15 protein-coding genes and 4 pseudogenes are annotated in these 17,557 nt (G+C 55.7%); 15 read left to right on the top strand and 4 right to left on the bottom strand.

The features are described 5' to 3' along the window. Window positions 1-32: 32 nt before the first annotated feature. From uppS to ispC, 3 genes are all read left to right on the top strand, one after another. On the top strand, window positions 33-791 hold the full coding sequence (gene uppS / locus CAGGBEG34_RS05010) for a polyprenyl diphosphate synthase (protein ID WP_006682734.1): 759 nt from the start codon (window positions 33-35) through the stop codon (window positions 789-791). 286 nt (window positions 792-1,077) lie between these two features. Further along, window positions 1,078-1,893 (top strand): phosphatidate cytidylyltransferase, encoded by an 816-nt coding sequence (locus CAGGBEG34_RS05000; RefSeq protein ID WP_006682733.1) that lies wholly within the window; start codon window positions 1,078-1,080, stop codon window positions 1,891-1,893. 10 nt (window positions 1,894-1,903) lie between these two features. Continuing rightward, a complete protein-coding gene (gene ispC / locus CAGGBEG34_RS04995) occupies window positions 1,904-3,067 on the top strand; it encodes a 1-deoxy-D-xylulose-5-phosphate reductoisomerase (RefSeq protein WP_006682732.1) in 1,164 nt (387 codons plus the stop codon). Here ispC and CAGGBEG34_RS10100 read toward each other — a convergent pair. The 4 genes and pseudogenes from CAGGBEG34_RS10100 to CAGGBEG34_RS04975 all read right to left on the bottom strand — a co-directional run. Beyond that, a pseudogene (locus tag CAGGBEG34_RS10100) lies at window positions 3,056-3,546 on the bottom strand (ABC transporter substrate-binding protein); the annotation flags it as partial. The gene ispC and the pseudogene CAGGBEG34_RS10100 sit on opposite strands and share 12 nt — an antisense overlap. A 17-nt stretch (window positions 3,547-3,563) precedes the next feature. Then, complete coding sequence (locus tag CAGGBEG34_RS04985) at window positions 3,564-4,193, bottom strand: hypothetical protein (protein ID WP_042688152.1); 630 nt, start codon at window positions 4,191-4,193, stop codon at window positions 3,564-3,566. 154 nt (window positions 4,194-4,347) lie between these two features. Further along, window positions 4,348-5,871: a monocarboxylate uptake permease MctP gene (gene mctP / locus CAGGBEG34_RS04980; protein ID WP_006682731.1), complete on the bottom strand. Its 1,524-nt coding sequence runs from the start codon at window positions 5,869-5,871 to the stop codon at window positions 4,348-4,350. Beyond that, complete coding sequence (locus tag CAGGBEG34_RS04975; protein WP_042688151.1) at window positions 5,868-6,077, bottom strand: DUF3311 domain-containing protein; 210 nt, start codon at window positions 6,075-6,077, stop codon at window positions 5,868-5,870. The genes mctP and CAGGBEG34_RS04975 overlap by 4 nt, the downstream gene beginning before the upstream one ends. A gap of 141 nt (window positions 6,078-6,218) precedes the next feature. Here CAGGBEG34_RS04975 and bamA point away from each other — a divergent pair, with 141 nt between their 5' ends. From bamA to ispF, 12 genes and pseudogenes are all read left to right on the top strand, one after another. Further along, window positions 6,219-8,525, top strand: coding sequence for an outer membrane protein assembly factor BamA (bamA, locus tag CAGGBEG34_RS04970; RefSeq protein WP_006682730.1), 2,307 nt, complete (start codon window positions 6,219-6,221; stop codon window positions 8,523-8,525). 30 nt (window positions 8,526-8,555) lie between these two features. Continuing rightward, a complete protein-coding gene (locus CAGGBEG34_RS04965; RefSeq protein WP_081463752.1) occupies window positions 8,556-9,110 on the top strand; it encodes an OmpH/Skp family outer membrane protein in 555 nt (184 codons plus the stop codon). Continuing rightward, entirely contained in the window at window positions 9,107-10,174 is a 1,068-nt protein-coding gene (gene lpxD, locus CAGGBEG34_RS04960; protein WP_006682728.1) for a UDP-3-O-(3-hydroxymyristoyl)glucosamine N-acyltransferase, read from the top strand. Before CAGGBEG34_RS04965 ends, lpxD begins: the two co-directional genes overlap by 4 nt. Window positions 10,175-10,188: 14 nt before the next feature. Then, window positions 10,189-10,656, top strand: a complete 468-nt coding sequence (gene fabZ / locus CAGGBEG34_RS04955) for a 3-hydroxyacyl-ACP dehydratase FabZ (protein WP_006682727.1) — start codon at window positions 10,189-10,191, stop codon at window positions 10,654-10,656. Continuing rightward, window positions 10,653-11,441, top strand: a complete 789-nt coding sequence (gene lpxA / locus CAGGBEG34_RS04950) for an acyl-ACP--UDP-N-acetylglucosamine O-acyltransferase (RefSeq protein ID WP_006682726.1) — start codon at window positions 10,653-10,655, stop codon at window positions 11,439-11,441. The genes fabZ and lpxA overlap by 4 nt, the downstream gene beginning before the upstream one ends. 164 nt (window positions 11,442-11,605) lie before the next feature. After that, window positions 11,606-12,673, top strand: a pseudogene (gene lpxB, locus CAGGBEG34_RS04945) (lipid-A-disaccharide synthase); the annotation flags it as partial. After that, window positions 12,577-13,341 (top strand): ribonuclease HII, encoded by a 765-nt coding sequence (gene rnhB, locus CAGGBEG34_RS04940; RefSeq protein WP_420885886.1) that lies wholly within the window; start codon window positions 12,577-12,579, stop codon window positions 13,339-13,341. The pseudogene lpxB and the gene rnhB, both read left to right, overlap by 97 nt. A 19-nt stretch (window positions 13,342-13,360) precedes the next feature. After that, window positions 13,361-15,043 (top strand): annotated as a pseudogene (gene metG / locus CAGGBEG34_RS04935) (methionine--tRNA ligase); the annotation flags it as partial. Between the two features lie 5 nt (window positions 15,044-15,048). Next, entirely contained in the window at window positions 15,049-15,918 is an 870-nt protein-coding gene (gene murI, locus CAGGBEG34_RS04930) for a glutamate racemase (protein WP_006682722.1), read from the top strand. 51 nt (window positions 15,919-15,969) lie between these two features. Beyond that, complete coding sequence (locus CAGGBEG34_RS04925; protein ID WP_006682721.1) at window positions 15,970-16,179, top strand: (2Fe-2S)-binding protein; 210 nt, start codon at window positions 15,970-15,972, stop codon at window positions 16,177-16,179. Between the two features lie 137 nt (window positions 16,180-16,316). Beyond that, window positions 16,317-17,042: pseudogene (gene ispD, locus CAGGBEG34_RS11680) on the top strand (2-C-methyl-D-erythritol 4-phosphate cytidylyltransferase); the annotation flags it as partial. A gap of 3 nt (window positions 17,043-17,045) precedes the next feature. Beyond that, window positions 17,046-17,522, top strand: coding sequence for a 2-C-methyl-D-erythritol 2,4-cyclodiphosphate synthase (gene ispF, locus CAGGBEG34_RS11675; protein WP_238984980.1), 477 nt, complete (start codon window positions 17,046-17,048; stop codon window positions 17,520-17,522). The last annotated feature ends 35 nt before the right edge of the window (window positions 17,523-17,557 follow it).

The raw sequence follows: 17,557 nt of genomic DNA, 5'->3' as shown, positions 1-17,557 counted from the left end.
CGGTCGCGCCCTTCTCTGCCTTCTCCGCCTTGATGCAAGCCACAATACATATTCCGCAGCATATCGCCATCGTGATGGATGGCAATGGGCGATGGGCCATACAGAAGGGATTACCACGCATTGCGGGACATCGCAAAGGCGTTGAGGTCGTGCGGGACATCGCCAGAGCGTGCGCGGAGCGCGGCATTGCCTATCTCACCCTGTTCGCGTTCAGTTCGGAAAACTGGCGCCGTCCCAAGGAAGAAGTGGCATTTTTGATGCGCCTGTTCACCAATGCGCTCGAACGCGAAATTGGCCAACTGCATGAAAACGGGATTCGATTGCGCGTCATTGGCGATTTGACGCGATTCGAGCCATCGCTGCAGCGCCAAATACAGCGCGCCGAAGCAAAAACCGCGCACAATACGCGTATGACGCTGACGGTTGCAGCCAATTACGGCGGACGCTGGGATATCCTCCAGGCCGCGCGCAGATGCGCATCCAATGCGCTCAACGCGGGCCGCCCAATCTCGCTTAGCGCGCTCAACGAAGCGGATATTGCAAAATATTTGGCGATTGCCTACGCGCCCGAACCAGACCTGTTGATCCGAACCGGCGGCGAGCAGCGCATCAGCAATTTTCTGCTATGGCAACTGGCGTATACCGAACTTTATTTTACGGATACTTTCTGGCCGGATTTCAACGCTGAAGCGTTCGCGCATGCGCTGCACTGGTACAGGAGCCGCGAACGCCGCTTCGGTTCAATCAGCGCGCAGCGCGAAGCGCCTGCGTATTCCGCCAAAGCTGTTTAGGGCCTGTTTCCAATTAAAACATGCGCGCGAACAGGTGAATCCGGTTGCAGGGCAAGGCGGGCGGCGCGTCGTTTGGTCAACCCAAACAAGCGCCGACCAACACCGCCCTGTGATCGGATTCACCTGTGCCCGTAAAATCAGGTTCAAAATTGGGGTTGCTGCCGATATGAGAGGCTCGCGGCGTCATGCGCTTTGCGAATATATTGAATATTCGCTTCGTCACATTCCTTGCGAGCCTCTCATATCGGCGCAACGCGCACACGTTTTAATTGAAAACAGGCCCTAGATGTTCAAAACACGCCTGATCACTGGCGGCGCGCTATTCGCCGTATTTATACCCGCGCTCTTTTTCGCGCGGCCTGTAGCGTTTTGTCTGTTAATCGCAGCGATCATGGGATGCGCCGCATGGGAATGGGCGCGGCTGCTCGCGTTGAAAAACAAGTATTGTGTGAGTTATGCGTTCGGCATTGGTCTCCTGTTTTTCTTATTGCGCCATTCAGGACAAAGCGCCACGCATACCCTGTATCTGACTGCCACTGTTTTCTGGCTTGGCATTGCGCCTTTGGCCCTCATTTTTCTCCCCAAAACCAGGTATTCCCGCCGATGGCGCCTGTTGTTACTCGCCGCCGGCCCGTTGATTCTGATGGTAAGCGGATATGCGTTGCTGGATGCGCGCACGTTCAGTCCGCGATTTGCATTCTCGATCCTGTTATTTGTGTGGGCCGCGGATAGCGGCGCGTATATTGCAGGCAGGCGGTTTGGCAGACATAAACTCGCGCCTTCCATCAGTCCCGGAAAAAGCTGGGAGGGCGCGCTTGGGGGGATACTGCTCGCGCTGGCCGCCGCGTTTGCATTGCAGGACTTTGAGCCCTCGCTGCTGACGGGCGCGCTTGAGCGCCTGGGTCTATGGGGCGCTTGTGCTGCGCTTTCTGCCTTATGTATCCTGAGCATTGTCGGAGACCTGTTTGAGTCGCTGTTGAAGCGTCAGGCGGGCGTCAAGGACTCAAGCGCGCTATTGCCCGGTCACGGCGGCGTGCTGGACCGCATCGACGCGCTGCTGCCAGTATTGCCGTTCGCCATGTGGCTTGTTCATGGAAGGTAATCCGCCTCCAATGCAGCAACGTTTAACCATTCTGGGCTCGACCGGTTCTATCGGCGTGAGCGCATTGGATGTTGTCGCGCGCCATCCAGAACGGTTTTCTGTCTTTGCGCTCTGCGCGCATCGCAATCTGAAGCGCCTGGCTGAGCAATGTCTGCAATTTGCCCCTGAGTACGCGGTGATCGGAAGCGCCGCCGATGCCGCCCAACTTAAAACGAGACTGGCGCGCGCCGGCCTGCGTACTCAAGCGTTATGTGGCGAGGCCGCACTCGCCGCGCTCGCCGCCGATTCCGGTTGCGATACCGTCATCGCGGCCATCGTCGGCGCGGCTGGGCTTGCGCCTACGCTTGCGGCGGCGCGCGCCGGTAAACGGCTTCTGCTGGCCAACAAGGAAGCGCTTGTGATGTCCGGCGCGCTGCTGATGGACGCGGTCCGCCGTCATCACGCCATATTGCTGCCGATTGATAGCGAACACAACGCGATTTATCAATGTCTAGCAACGCACGGAAAAGCGGAGCAAATTATTCTGACCGCATCCGGCGGGCCGTTCCTCACGCGCGATGCGGCATCTCTTGCCGATGTCACGCCCGCTGAAGCCTGCGCGCATCCCAACTGGTCAATGGGCCGCAAAGTCTCAGTGGACTCGGCGACGATGATGAATAAAGCGCTTGAAGTCATTGAAGCGCACTGGCTGTTCAATATGCCGGCGCACGCGATCGAAGTACTGATTCATCCGCAAAGCATCGTTCACTCAATGGTGCGTTATGCGGATGGATCGATGCTGGCGCAAATGAGTTACCCGGATATGCGCACGCCGATTGCGCATGCACTGGCTTGGCCGCAGCGCATTGCGTCGGGCGTGGCAAAGCTTGATCTGAGCAGCGTTGCGGAACTGAATTTCGAGCGCGTCGATCCAGTCCGCTTCCCGGCGCTGAATCTTGCGTTTGAAGCTTTGCGGCAGGGCGGGACGGCAAGCGCGGCGCTCAATGCAGCCAATGAAATCGCGGTAGATGCCTTTTTGCGCGGCCGCGCCCGCTTCACGGAAATTACGGCAGTGATTGAGCGGGTGCTTGAACGCTTTGAACCGGGCGCGGCGCATACGCTGGAAGAGATATTCACCGTAGACGCGCGCGCGCGGCGGCTTGCGCAAGAGGTTGTGTCTACCCTATTCCCTTAACCCGACTCTAGAAAAAATCGTCGCGCCGAACGGATTGATTTTGAAGCCCGTCACGCGCTTGTTGATGACTTGGTAATCAGTCGCATAGACGATGGGCGTAAGCGGCTGCCCGCGTTTAAAGATTTTCTGCGCTTTTAATTTGAGCCATCAAGCGAGCGTTCGGATTAGAGGGCCGCTGTACTGACATCGCCCACAGTGAAAGGGAGAATCCGTCTGGATAACCCGCCTGCGCCAATCATTTCTTCGCTTGTTTCAAATCACGCGGCGCGTCTTTCAAACTTCTGTCATAAGCCGAGTGTTGGGGCGGCATCCGGCGCAATGGCAAATATCAGCCTGGATAAGCGCACATCCTCAGGCTTCCAGTACTCCGGATTGCCGTCAAACATAATGGCCGAATCTTTCTCATATTTTCGGAAAATAAACGGGCCGGTGCCGACCGGTTTCTGATTAATCTCTGAGGGCTTACCCTGTTTCAGCAAATGCTGCTCTAAATTGCCTATATATTTAATATGGAGTATTTACCCCATGCGCGCAATTTGGATAGCACATGGCGGAGGGTAAACGGGGGGATTATTTTTTCCCGAATATGGGTGATGTGATTACTCATGGTTGGAACGGACACCTCAAACTGTTGAGCAAGCACTTTACATTGAGAAGCTTCGCACATGGCAAGTAAAATCTGCATCTCCTTGGATGTAGGTGGGCCAAGAGGATTGAAATAGCTCTCCAGTCTCAGATGCCGTAACAAATGCTGAATAGCCTTCTGTTTGGAGTTAGGGAAGGATATCTGATAGAGACCAAACAATCGACCCAAAGGCAATTGCGGGGTCAAATCCTGATAAAAAGTAAGAAATGCGATGATTTTTCTGTTATCTGCGCTTGAAATAGGAATTTTGGTGACAGCAGAAAGATCAATCAGACCATTCACGAGAATGTATAAACAATTAAAACTGACAGGGCGTTGTGCGAGTAATAATCGATTTTCAAATTCCTCGTTCCGTTTCACACCATTGCGCTCTGCACATATTACGGCGTCATCCAGATGTAATCTCTCCTTTCTATGAAGCACATCGTTCACCCAAAGCTCACGCGCAGTGATGCCGATTAAATCATGAATGGAGTCCATCCACTCATGACCACCTCATAATGGTTTGCCAGCAGATGTTTTCTGGTGCGCGCGTCTCTTACAAAACTTGAGTGAGGGTAGCTCTCTAAAAACTTAGATAAGAAATCTCCCATGCAGCTTATGCTTTCATGGCCGAAAAAATGCTGAAAATTATTCATTTTGTGCCTCCAACGGAGAAAGGGAAACGTATTGTTTCATTATTCCGCTTTTTCAAAAGGTTGCTCGGCAACGCGACGGAAAGCGCAAAGGTGATCGCGATGTTCATCAGCAGCGCGATTAATCCAATGTAGATAGGATAGTGCGCGCCGCCGAAATTCAGCGTATAAACGGGCTTTAAGCCTTGCGCCGCGCTTAACGCCGTCCCTGAGACGATGCCAGCGAACCAGCCGGTAAAGAGCGCGGGTAATTTTAGACGGCGCGTATAGAGCGTGAAAACAATGGCCGGAAAAATCTGCAAAATCCAGATGCCGCCGAGCAATTGCAAATCGATTGCATATTCGGTAGGCAGGAAGATAATAAATGTCAATGCGCCGAATTTGACCAGCAACGACGCCAGTTTTGCATTTTTCGTCTCGTGCGCCGGAGTCACTCTTTGGGACACAAAGGGTTTGTATAAATTACGCGTAAACAGATTGGCCGCGCCAATCGACATCACTGCCGCCGGCACAAGCGCGCTAATCGCGATTGCGGCGGCGGAAAAACCGAGGAACCAGGAAGGAAAGAGTCGCCTGATCAGCGCGGGCACCACGTCTGAACTCGCCTCAGGCTGAATGCCCGCGGCAATCGCCATCAACCCAAGCAGCGCAATCAGACCAAGCAGCAGCGTATAAGCGGGCAAAAACACCGCGTTCTTTTTGACGGTATCGGCGCTGTTTGCGCTGAGCACGCCGGTCATGGTGTGCGGATACATAAAAGCGGCGAGCGCGGAACCAAGCGCGAGCGTCGCATAGGCGGAAAACTGGGACGGATGCAAAATAATTCCAGTCGTGCCGCCTTTGAGAGAAAAAGCGCGGTCGGCCGCCTCAAAGACTGCGCCATAACCGCCCAGTTTGACGGGAATGACCGCAACAGTGACGATCACAACGATATAGATCATGATGTCCTTGACAAAAGCAATCATGGCTGGCGCGCGCAGCCCGCTGGTATAGGTGTAAGCGGCGAGAATCAGAAAGGCGGCGATCAGCGGCAGCTCGCCGTGTATGCCCAGACTTTGAATAACCACTTGCATACCGACCAACTGCAACGCGATATAGGGCATGGTCGCGATAATGCCGGTCGCGGCGATCGCAGCCACGAACCATCTGCCGCCATAGACGCTTTGCACAAAATCAGCCGCCGTCACATGCGCGCCGCGATGGCAAGCGGTCCACAGTTTCGGCATCACAAGAAAGATGAAGGGATAGACGATGATCGTAAAGGGCAGCGCAAAAAAGCCATAGGCGCCCACCGAGTACACTAGCGCCGGCACCGCAATCACGGTATAGGCCGTATAAAAATCGCCGCCGATTAAAAACCAGCTCACGGCAACGCCAAACCGCCGCCCGCCTAGCCCCCATTCATGCAGATGCAGCAGATCGCCCGCTTTCCAACGGGACGCAATAAAGCCAAGCACGGTCACCAAGGCAAAGAAGGCGATAAACACCGCAATCGCCGGAAGGTCTAAGGCATCCGCCTTCATTGCGCTTTCCCTTTCCTATAAAGGAGATATAACAGCAGCGACGTTAAAGGCACCCAAAGGAGCTGATACCAGTAAAAGAAGGGAAAACCGAATAAGGCGGGATATTGACGGTTGTAAAATGGCAGCCACAACAGTGCGATATACGGAAGCAATAGCAATATACCGAGCAAATTTTTCCGCAATCGCCGTTCGTTGTCTGTTTTCATCTTTGTCCTGTGTGGCCTGGTCAGCGGTCCATTCTTGACTCACTTTACCATACTGCCGCTCTGCGTAAGATGGGTTATACCTTTATCTTATTGTATGATGCGGCGGAATTTTACTACCCAATTTAACCGCGGGGAATCACGTTGTTTCAAGCGCATCGCTTTGCTCTCAAAACGCTCGCAGCGGCATTACTCGCCGCGTATAACGCTATCGCGCACGCAAGTGCATCATTTACGGTTCGGGATATTCGCGTCGAAGGGTTAGAGCGCATCGAGGCCAGTACGGTATTCGCCTATCTGCCGCTTAGGCCGGGTGAAATCTTCAATGAAGATAAAGCGACCGAAGTCATTCGCACGCTTTACGCCACCGGTTTTTTTAATGATGTGCGCGTGGCAGCGCAAGGCGATCTGGTCGTGGTTCAGGTGCTGGAACGCCCAATGATTACATCGGTTGACTTGAGCGGCATCCGTGCGGTGGATAAAAATAAGCTGAATGAAAATTTGCAGGCGCTTGGACTAACGCCCGGCCATTATTACGATAAAAATATCGTCAGTAAAGCCGAACAGAGGCTCAAAGAGGAGTATCTGACTCTGGGTTACTATGGCGCGGAAGTGACGACGACGGTTACTCCCATCGACCGCAACCGTGTCGCGCTGCTGTTTTCAGCCATTGAAGGGGAACGCGCGCGCATACGGCAAGTCAATTTCATTGGCAATAAGGCAGTCAAAACCCGTACATTGAAAGGCGAAATGCGCCTGTCAACGCCGGACTGGTTCTCCTGGTATACCAGAAATGACGCCTATGGACAGGAGAAATTCGCCGTCGATCTTGGCAATATTCGCGCGTATTATCTGAACCGTGGCTATCTGGAATTCAATATCGAATCGGCGCAAGTTTCGCTCTCTCCAGACAAGAAAGACGCCTATTTAAACATCAGCCTGCATGAAGGCGAACCGTATACGGTATCGAGCATACTGCTCACGGGCGAGCTGCTCGATAAAAAACGCGAATTGCAGAAACTGCTGACGCTAAAGCCCGGCGAGCGCTATTCAGAGTCGAAATTACGCGCGTCTGCACAAGCGATCAAGGACAAACTGGCTGAATACGGCTTTGCGTTTGCGACCGTGAGCGAGCAGCCCGCAATGGATCCGAAACAGCATACGGTTGCATTGACGCTGAATATTGCGCCTGGCCAGCGCGTCGCCGTCCGGCGCGTGAATATCGCAGGGAATCGTCAAACGCGCGATGAAGTCATCCGGCGCGAAATGCGCCAGTTTGAAGGCGCATGGTTTGATGGTCAGCGCCTTGCGCTTTCCAAGGCCCGGCTTGAGCGCCTCGACTATTTCAACGGCGTTAATATTGATTATGCGCCAGTCGCGGGCGTTGACGATCAAGTGGATATCAATGTCAATGTCTCTGAGAAGAGATTGGGCTTTGTCAACCTCTACGCGGGCTTTTCTTCCACGGAAAAGCTTATGCTCGGCGGCAGCCTGTCCCAGAATAATATCTTTGGCAGCGGCACCGACCTCTCCCTTAAAGTGGATACCTCGCGCGCCGCGCGCGCCTTTTCAATCGTACACCTCAATCCGTATTTCACGCCCGACGGCGTTGAACAGCTCACGAGCGCTTACTACGATACGCAAAAGCCGCTTGTATCCGCAGGCGCAGGAGCGGAAGACTTCACCATCAACCGGATCGGCGGCAGACTGCGCTTTGGCATCCCATTCTCCGAAGTCGATAAAGTCTATTTCGGCCTGGGTTTTGAACAGAATCGCTTCAAGGCGTATGAACAGGCGCCGAAGCGCTATCAGGAGTACATTCAAGAATTCGGCAGAGTGGTCAACAGCGCGCCCTTAACGATTGGCTGGGCGCGCGATGCACGCGATCATCCTACCGTTCCAAGCCGCGGCACTCTGACGCGGGCCAATTTTGAGCTGGGCCTGCCTATTGCCAGCACCAAGTACTATAAGATCGATCTTCAGCAACAGTACTATTATTCATTCGCGCGCGGGTTCGTGCTGGGCTTGAATGGCGAATTGGGTTACGGACGCGGCCTGTCCGGTAAACCGTTCCCCATTTTCAAAAATTACTACGCGGGCGGAATTGGCTCGGTGCGCGGCTATGAACCGGCTTCGCTCGGCCCCAAGGATGAAGACGCTCAGGTCGCCATTGGCGGCGCAAAAAGCGCGCTGGTGAATGCGGAAATCAGCGTTCCGCTGCCAAAAACTGGCTTTGACCGCATGCTGCGCGTTTTCGCCTTTGTGGATGCCGGCAATGTATGGGATGAGAAACAAACCCCCCGTTTAAGCGATATACGTTATTCCTATGGTCTGGGACTCACATGGATATCGCCAATCGGCCCGCTCAAATTTAGCTGGGGCTTTCCCATTGTAAAAAAAGCCGGGGATGCGTATCGAAGATTTGAATTTACAATAGGAACGTCTTTCTGATAGACCGTCGGTATCAAAGTGAATAGATGGATGAACCGCATTTCTCAATCCTATTGTCTGCGCCTGGTTCTTTTGGGCTTGTTCTTTAGCCATTCACCTGCCGCATTTTCCGAAGCCAAGCCATTGGCGCGGATTGCCGTAGTTGATTCGGACCGGATTCTGCGCGAATCAGCCGCTATCCAGCAAGCGCAGCAGCAGCTTGAACAGGAGTTTTCCGGGCGCGACCACGAACTGCGCAAGATTGCGCAACGCGTCCAGTCGATCACTGAAAAGCTCAACAAGAAAGGAGACGATCTGCCCGATGTCAAACGCAGTGCAATGCAAACCGAACTGGCGCAACTGAATGCGGATTTCCAGCGCAAACAGCACGAATTCAACGAAGCGTTCAATCAACGCCGCAATGAAAAAATCGCGGCCGTCGTGGACGATGCAAATCGCGTGATTCAGAAAATCGCGCAGGCTGACCAGTACGATTTAATTGTCCAGGAGGCCGTATATTTCAACCCGCGCATTGATATTACAGATCAAGTTTTGAAAGCATTGGCTGAGCCTGGTTTTGCACAAAAAATCAACGCCCGGCCATGAGCTTCACACTCAATCAATTGGCGCAGCGTTTTAGCGGCCGCATTGCCGGCGATGGCGAGCGTCAGATTGAGGGGCTTGCGCCGCTTGACGGCGCCGGGCCGCGCCAGTTGGCTTTTTTGGCCAATCCCAAATATCTCACGCAGGTGGTCTCCACCCGCGCCGCCGCTGTGTTGATCACAGAGGATTATTTTGCCAAAATCAATTCAAAGGCATTCTGCGCTTTTTTTATCGTCCCCAATCCTTACGCCACTTTTGCGCGCATTGCGCAGTATTTTGCTGAAAGCGTAGACAAACCGCCGCCCGCAGGCGTGCATCCAAGCGCATTCATCGATCCATCAGCGCGGCTTGCACCGAGCGCATCCATTGGCCCATATACTGTCATTGAAGCGAATGCGGTCGTTGGCGAACGCGCGCGTCTTGATGCGCATGTGTTTATCGGGAAAGGGGCAACGGTCGGCGAGGCATCGCATCTGTATCCGCATGTGACGGTTTATCATGGCTGCACGCTTGGCGCGCGCGTGATTGCGCATGCAGGCGCAGTGATTGGTTCAGATGGTTTTGGCTTTGCGCCGGACTTTGGCGATGAAAATCATCCTCATGACCGGAGCGGCGAATGGGTCAAAATTGTCCAGACGGGCGCGGTCGTGATCGGCGATGATGTTGAAATCGGCGCAAACACGACGATTGACCGCGGCACAATGGCGGATACGGTGATTGAGCGCAGCGTCAAGATCGATAATCTGGTGCAGATTGCGCATAACTGCCGGATCGGCGCCTATACGGTCATTGCCGGCTGCGTGGGCATTGCGGGCAGTACGACGATCGGTCGTCATTGCATGATCGGCGGCGCAGCCGGTATTATCGGTCACTTGATATTGGGCGACCGGGTGAGTGTGGCGGCCAAATCCCTCGTCACCAAGTCGCTTCCCAAAGCAGGCTTCTATAGCAGCGCATTTCCAGCGATACCTCGTTCAGACTGGAATCGCAATGCCACTTTAATGCACAAGCTCGACACCTTGCGCGCGCGGATCAAGCAACTCGAAGCGACCGTATTTTCCGCTTAAAGCCGCGATCATCCATGAATACTTCTGCAACTGCGCTTGATATCCACAAAATTCTCGCGCTTCTGCCGCACCGCTATCCTATTTTGCTGGTCGATCGCGTACTTGAGCTTGAGCCGCGCCGAAGAATTAAAGCATTGAAGAATGTATCAATCAATGAGCCGTATTTCAGCGGCCACTTCCCGCAGCGCCCGGTGATGCCAGGCGTGCTCATCATTGAAGCGCTCGCACAAGCCGCCGCGCTGCTGACCTTTTGCGGCTCCAAACAGGTCTCTGAGCAATCTCTGTATTACCTCGCAGGCATTGACAAGGCGCGCTTCAAACGGCCGGTTGCGCCGGGCGACACACTGATTTTGAACGTGCATCATGAACGGACGCGGCGCGAAATCTGGAAATTCAGCGCCAGCGCTGAAGTGGAAGGCACAGTTGCCGCTCAGGCCGAACTGATGTGCACCGCTCGCCCGGCGGAACAGGACAGAGGATGACGCACATCCATGCCAGTGCGATCATCGACTGCAATGCGCAACTGGATTCAACGGTGGTCATCGGGCCATACGCAGTGATTGGCCCGCATGTGCGCATCGGCGCGCACACAACGGTGGGCGCGCATAGCGTGATTGAAGGTCATACCACGATTGGCAGCTCTAACCGGATTGGTCATTTTGCCGCGCTCGGAGGACTGCCGCAGGATATGAAATATCAGGGCGAAGAGACGCGGCTTGAAATCGGCGACCGCAATACGATTCGAGAATTCACCAGCATCCATACCGGTACGGCGCAGGGCGCGGGCCTCACGCGCGTCGGGCATGACAACTGGATCATGGCATATGTGCATATTGCGCATGATTGCCTCATTGGCAGCCATACAGTCCTGGCCAACAATGCACAGATTGCGGGTCATGTGCAAGTGCACGACTGGGCCATTCTGGGCGGCATGACCGGAGTGCATCAACATGTGCGCATTGGCACGCATGCGATGCTCGGCGGCGCATCCTCGCTTGCGCAGGATGTCCCGCCTTTTGTGATTGCATCCGGGCATCGGGCGGCGCCCTATGGAATTCATATTGAAGGGCTGCGCCGGCGCGGTTTTGCCACCGAAGTCATCAGCGCTTTACGCGCGGCGTATCGAATTCTCTATAAATCCGGCCTGCCGCTGGATCAAGCGAAACCGCGCCTGGCGGAACTGGCAGGCCAATCCAGCGCGGCAGCGCCCTGGGTGCGCACGCTGCTCGATTTTATAGAATCCGCGCAGCGCGGGATTATTCATTAGAGCATTTTTCAGTGATTTTCCCTGTGTCGCTTCGCCGTTCTGTGTATTCGGGATCGCTGCGGGGTCGCCTCCATCGCTGCGCGATGGAGACCTGCTCCGCCCGCATCGATCCCCATACTGTCTTCGCGCTCGCTCCTTGAGTAAATCGACTGAAAAATGCTCTAATGTCCGCCTTGCAAATTGCGATGGCCGCTGGCGAGACCAGCGGCGATTTACTCGCCGGGGCCGTGATCCGGCAGCTCTCGATGCGCTTGCCGCCGGACAGCCGCTACTTTGGCATTGGCGGCGCGCAGATGAGGGCGGCGGGATTTCAGGCCCGTTTTCCAAGCGAGAAACTGGCCGTGCGCGGTTATGTCGAAGCCGCGCGCCATCTGCCTGAAATCCTGTGGCTCCGCCGCGCTTTTAAACGCACTTTACGCGCCGCGCCGCCTTCGGTTTTCGTCGGCGTCGACGCGCCCGATTTCAATCTCGGCCTGGAATGCGCTCTACGCCGCGCCGGCATTCCAACGGTGCATTTCATCAGTCCGTCGATCTGGGCGTGGCGCGGCGCGCGCATTCATAAAATCAAACGCGCAACGGATTTGATGTTGTGCGTTTTTCCATTTGAAACGGAGATTTATGCGCGTGCGGGCATTGTGCATCGCTATGTTGGACATCCGTTGGCGGACCTCATTCCGTTCAAACCCGATCCGATGGCTGCACGCCGAACGCTAGGTTTACCGGAGTCTAGACCAGCAATCGTCGCGGTTTTACCGGGCAGCCGGAACTCCGAAATTGCGCGCATCGCGCCGGTTTTTTTTGCGGCGATGGCGCGTATGCACGAGCGGGGGCGCAGACTGCGTTTTGTCATGCCAGCGGCCTCGCCCGCGATACGCGGCGCTTTGCAGCGGCTTGCCGGACGCTACCCACAATTGCCGCTTTCGCTGATCGACGGCCATTCGCATCGCGCGCTTGAAGCATGCGATGCGGCGCTCGTTGCAAGCGGGACCGCCACGCTCGAAGCCGCGCTCTATAAAAAGCCAATGGTCATTTCATACCAGGTGCCCTGGCTGACGGCGCAGATCATGAAACGGCAAGGGTACCTGCCGTATATTGGTCTGCCGAATATTCTGGCGGGGCGCTTCATCGTGCCCGAATTGTTGCAGCGCTCTGCAACGCCCAACGCGCTCGCGGATGCGCTGTTCGATCAACTGGACAACGACGCAAACCGGCGCGCGCTCAACGAAATCTTCACTCAGCTCCATCATACGCTGAAGCGCGGCGCGGCGGCGCGCGCGGCGGATGCGATTGCAGAGGTGATCCATGCCGCACGACACCGCCGATGAATATTGAATGCGGCGTCGATGAAGCAGGCCGCGGGCCGCTGGCCGGGCCAGTTGTCGCCGCGGCGGTCATTCTGGATGAAACCGCGCCGATTCATGGATTAGCGGATTCAAAAACATTAAGCGCTCAAAAACGCGCCGCGCTTTTTGAGCTGATCTGCGCGCGCGCCCGCGCGTACTGCATTGCCAGTGCATCGGTTGAAGAAATCGACCGTTTGAACATTCTGAACGCAACTTTGCTTGCAATGCGCCGCGCGGTTGAAACGCTTGCGATTAGGCCCACGCTGGCGCAGATTGACGGCAACCGGTGTCCACCATTGAATATCCGCGCCCAAGCCATTGTACGCGGCGACGCGCATATCCCCGCCATTTCGGCGGCCTCGATTCTCGCCAAGGTTGCGCGCGACCGAATGCTGCTCGAATTGCACGCGCAGTATCCTGAATATGGCTTTGACCGGCATGCCGGCTACGGCACGCGCGCGCACCTGGCTGCCTTGCAGCGCTACGGCCCATGCGTGCATCACCGCCGTTCTTTCGCACCCGTGCGCGCGCTGCTTAAGCATTCACATCTTGTCTGATATCTAATCCATCTTCCTTATGTCTGCCGCTTTTCCTCATCTACAAAAACAAAACCCCGCGCCGCGCCGCATTTTTGTGACTTCTGCCTTGCCTTACGCCAATGGTCCGATTCACCTGGGCCATTTGCTTGAAATGATTCAGACGGATATCTGGGCGCGCGCGCTGCGCATGCACGGCCATTCAGTGCTGTATATCGGGGCGGACGATACGCACGGCACGCCGATTATGCTGCGCGCGGAAAAGGAGGGCATTGCGCCGGACGCGCTTATCCAGCGCGTCTGGGCTGAGCACAAGCGCAATTTTGACGATTTTGATATTTCATTCGACTATTACGGCTCAACCGATTCCGAGGGCAACCGGCAACTGTGCGAGCGCATTTACCGGGCGCTTGAGGCGTCTGGCTTGATTGAAGCGCGCGTGATTGAACAGGCGTATGACCCGAAACAGCGTATGTTTCTTCCGGATCGCTTTATCAAGGGCGCATGCCCCAAATGCAGCGCGCCTGAGCAGTATGGCGATGCCTGCGAGCGATGCGGTTCGACCTATGCGCCCACCGATCTTGTGAATCCATATTCCGTACTCTCCGGCGCGGCGCCCGTGCGCAAAACCACAACGCACTATTTTTTCCGCCTCTCCGATTCGCAGTGCCAACGATTCCTGCGGCGCTGGGTTGCGCAGCTCGCACAAACGGAAGCGCGCAATAAATTGCGTGAATGGCTCGGTGAAGCAGGCGCATCGAAACTCATCGACTGGGATATCTCGCGCGATGCGCCCTATTTCGGTTTTGAAATTCCGGGCGCGCCTGGGAAATATTTTTATGTGTGGCTGGATGCGCCCGTCGGTTACTACGCCAGCCTGAAAGCGCTTTGCAACGCGCGCGGCCTCGATTTTGAGGATTGGGTCAAGCCGGAGAGCGCCGCCGAGCAGTACCATTTCATTGGCAAGGATATTCTGTATTTTCATACCTTATTCTGGCCCGCGTTGCTCAGATTTTCAGGTTTCCGCCCGCCGACCAATGTGTTCGCGCACGGCTTTTTGACCATCGGCGGTCAAAAAATGTCGAAATCGCGCGGAACTTTTATCACCGCGCAGCGTTATCTCGACGCGGGTCTGAATCCGGAATGGCTGCGCTACTACTTCGCCGCGAAGCTCAATGGTTCGATGGAAGATATCGACCTGAACCTGGGCGATTTTGCAACGCGCGTGAACAGCGATTTAATCGGCAAATACATCAATATCGCCAGCCGGACAGCGGGTTTTCTGGTCAAACGCTTTAACGGCTGCGTGCTTGATCGCGCAATGCAGCATCCGCTGCTTGAACGTCTGCGCGCGGCCTTGCCATCCATTGCAACGCATTATGAAAACCGCGATACCGCGCGCGCAATGCGCGATGCCATGCGCAATGCAGACGCGGTCAATGCCTATATCGACGCTGAAAAACCCTGGGAGTGCGCGAGAGCGCCAGAGAGTAAAGACAGGCTGCACGAAATCTGCAGCGTCGGCCTTGAAGCGTTCCGCTTACTGACGCTCGCCTTAAAGCCCGTGCTGCCGCGGCTGGCGCGCACAGTGGAAGACTGGCTCGCGATTGAATCGCTTGCCTGGCCCGATGCGCGCACACCCTTGCGCAGCGGCCAGCCGATACGGGTTTACCGCCATTTGATGACGCGCATCGAACCCGGCCGCATGGATGCGCTGCTGGCCAGGCCATGAACCCCCTTCCTCTAGAGCGTTTTTCAGTGAGCGCACCGATTGGCATATTTGATTCGGGTCTGGGCGGACTTTCGATTTTAAGCGCCATCCGCGCGCTTCTGCCGGATGAATCGCTTTATTTCTGCGCCGACTCGCGTTATGCGCCCTACGGCGAGCGTGAGGTTGAATTTATCGTCCAGCGCGCTTTCGCCTTGAGCGCGTGGCTGCTCGAACAGAGCGCAAAAGCGCTGGTGGTCGCCTGTAATACCGCAACGGCGCAAGTCATTGAAGCATTGCGCGCGCGCTTTGCAGTGCCGGTGGTCGGCGTCGAGCCGGGGATTAAACCCGCTGCCGCCTTGTCCGTCTCGCGCGTTGCAGGCGTGCTCGCAACGGCAAGCACTTTACACAGTCAGCGGTTCCGGCAACTGCTCGCTGCTCACGGCCGCGACTGCCAATTTATCCTCCAGCCCGGATACGGTTTGGTGGAAGCCATCGAGCGCGGAGACCTTGACTCGCCTGGGCTATTGAAGCTGCTTGAACGTTATTTAACGCCTATGCTGGCTGCGGGCGCGGATACCCTGGCGCTGGGATGCACGCATTATTCTTTCCTCACCGCTGTCATCCTGAAAATCAGCGGAAAACAGATGCAATTGATTGACACCGCAACGGCCGTTGCCCGCCAGGTCGCGCGCGTGCTGGACATGCACAACAGGCGCGCGCCCGCCAATGCAACGCCACGCCTATGTTTCTATTCAACCGGCGATGGCCAGCCACAGCAGCGCTTGCTCCCCGCCTTATTGGGTATCCATGCACAGGTTGAATGCGTGAGGATTCCAAATATACCTTCGCATACAGATGCAGTATTCACAAAACCTGTTGCATCTTGACCGCGTTTCAATGAAAATGATTCTTGTTAAAATTCAGATGATGATTCAGTCATGATTATCTGCGTCTGCCAATCCGTTTCCGACCGTGAAGTGCGCGCCGCGATTCGTAATGGCGTGACCTCACTTGAGCAATTACAGCTTGAGCTTGGCGTTGCAAGCGGTTGCGGCAAATGCACGAATGCCGTTTGCGAGATGCTCATCCAGACGCGGCGATGCACCGGAAAAGAAGAAGCACACGCGCGCCCCCGCAAAGCCGCCTAGAGCCTTTTTCATCGGCTTGCACAGCGTCACTTCGCGCTCGCCGTATTATTTATACTGTCTTCACGCTCGTTCCTTGTGCAATCTCACTGAAAAAGGCTCTAGAGCATTTTTCGCTTTCATCATATTCCCGCGCACACGTGAATCCCCGTCTTTTCGTCCTCATCCCGTGCGCCGGCGCGGGGATGCGCGCAAGCGCCAGCCTTCCTAAACAATATCAATGGATTGCCGGCCGCCCTCTGCTCTATCACACTTTATCCGCCTTCAATGCGTGCCCTGAGCTGGCGCATATACTGGTTGTGCTCGCGCCCGAAGATGCGCATTTTGAGATGCGTCACTTTGAGGGCTTATGTTTCGAGCCGCGCCATTGCGGCGGCGCCTCACGGCAATTATCCGTATTGAATGGCCTGAATGCGCTGGCTGACAGAGGCGCAAGCGCGCATGACTGGGTGCTGGTTCACGATGCGGCCCGGCCCGGCATTACGCCTGCATTGATTCGCGCGCTGATTGACGCTGTGCAGAATGATCCGGTCGGCGGCATTATGGCGCTGCCGCTCACTGACACGCTCAAGCGCGCCTTCGGAAATCGCGCAGAGGACGCCTCGCCATCGCGCATTGCATGCACTGAACCGCGCGCAGGCTTATGGCGTGCGCAAACGCCGCAGATGTTCAGATTCGGGCGATTATGCGATGCGCTCACGCGCGCGCAGCGGGCAGGCCGCACCTTCAGCGATGAAGCGGGCGCGCTTGAAGCGCAGGGGCATATGCCCCTGCTGATCAAAGGCCATCCGCGCAATTTCAAAGTGACTTATCCAGAGGATGTTGAATGGACTGAAGCGTTTTTATCAAAATCAACCCTGTCCTCCGCTTTGCGCATTGGACAAGGCTATGACATCCACGCTCTGACGGCTGGGCGGCCACTGATCATCGGCGGCGTCACCATTCCTTTTGAACGCGGATTGCGCGGCCATTCGGACGCAGACGTGCTGCTGCACGCGCTCATTGACGCGCTGCTCGGCGCCGCCGCGCTCGGCGATATCGGACAGCATTTTCCAGACACCGACCCGCGTTTCGCAGGCATCGATAGCCGCGCTTTATTGCGCGCAGCGCATCAGCTTGTCCATGCAGCCGGCTACCGGATCATCAATGCCGATAGCACAATCATCGCGCAGGCGCCCAAACTTGGCCCGTATATTCCAGCCATGCGCGCCCATCTCTCGGCTGAACTCAGCCTTCCGCTTGAGCGCATCAATATCAAAGCGAAAACCAACGAAAAACTGGGTTTTATCGGACGCGGCGAAGGGATTGCCGCTGAAGCGGTTGTATTACTAAAAGTCATTTCATAAATAGGCGAGAATCGGGCGGCGTGAAGGGATTTTAT

Source organism: Candidatus Glomeribacter gigasporarum BEG34 (genome assembly GCF_000227585.1).
GTDB classification, from domain to species: domain Bacteria; phylum Pseudomonadota; class Gammaproteobacteria; order Burkholderiales; family Burkholderiaceae; genus Glomeribacter; species Glomeribacter gigasporarum_B.
Note: the sequence above shows the minus strand (reverse complement) of the source record. Positions and strands in the feature narration are given on the sequence as shown.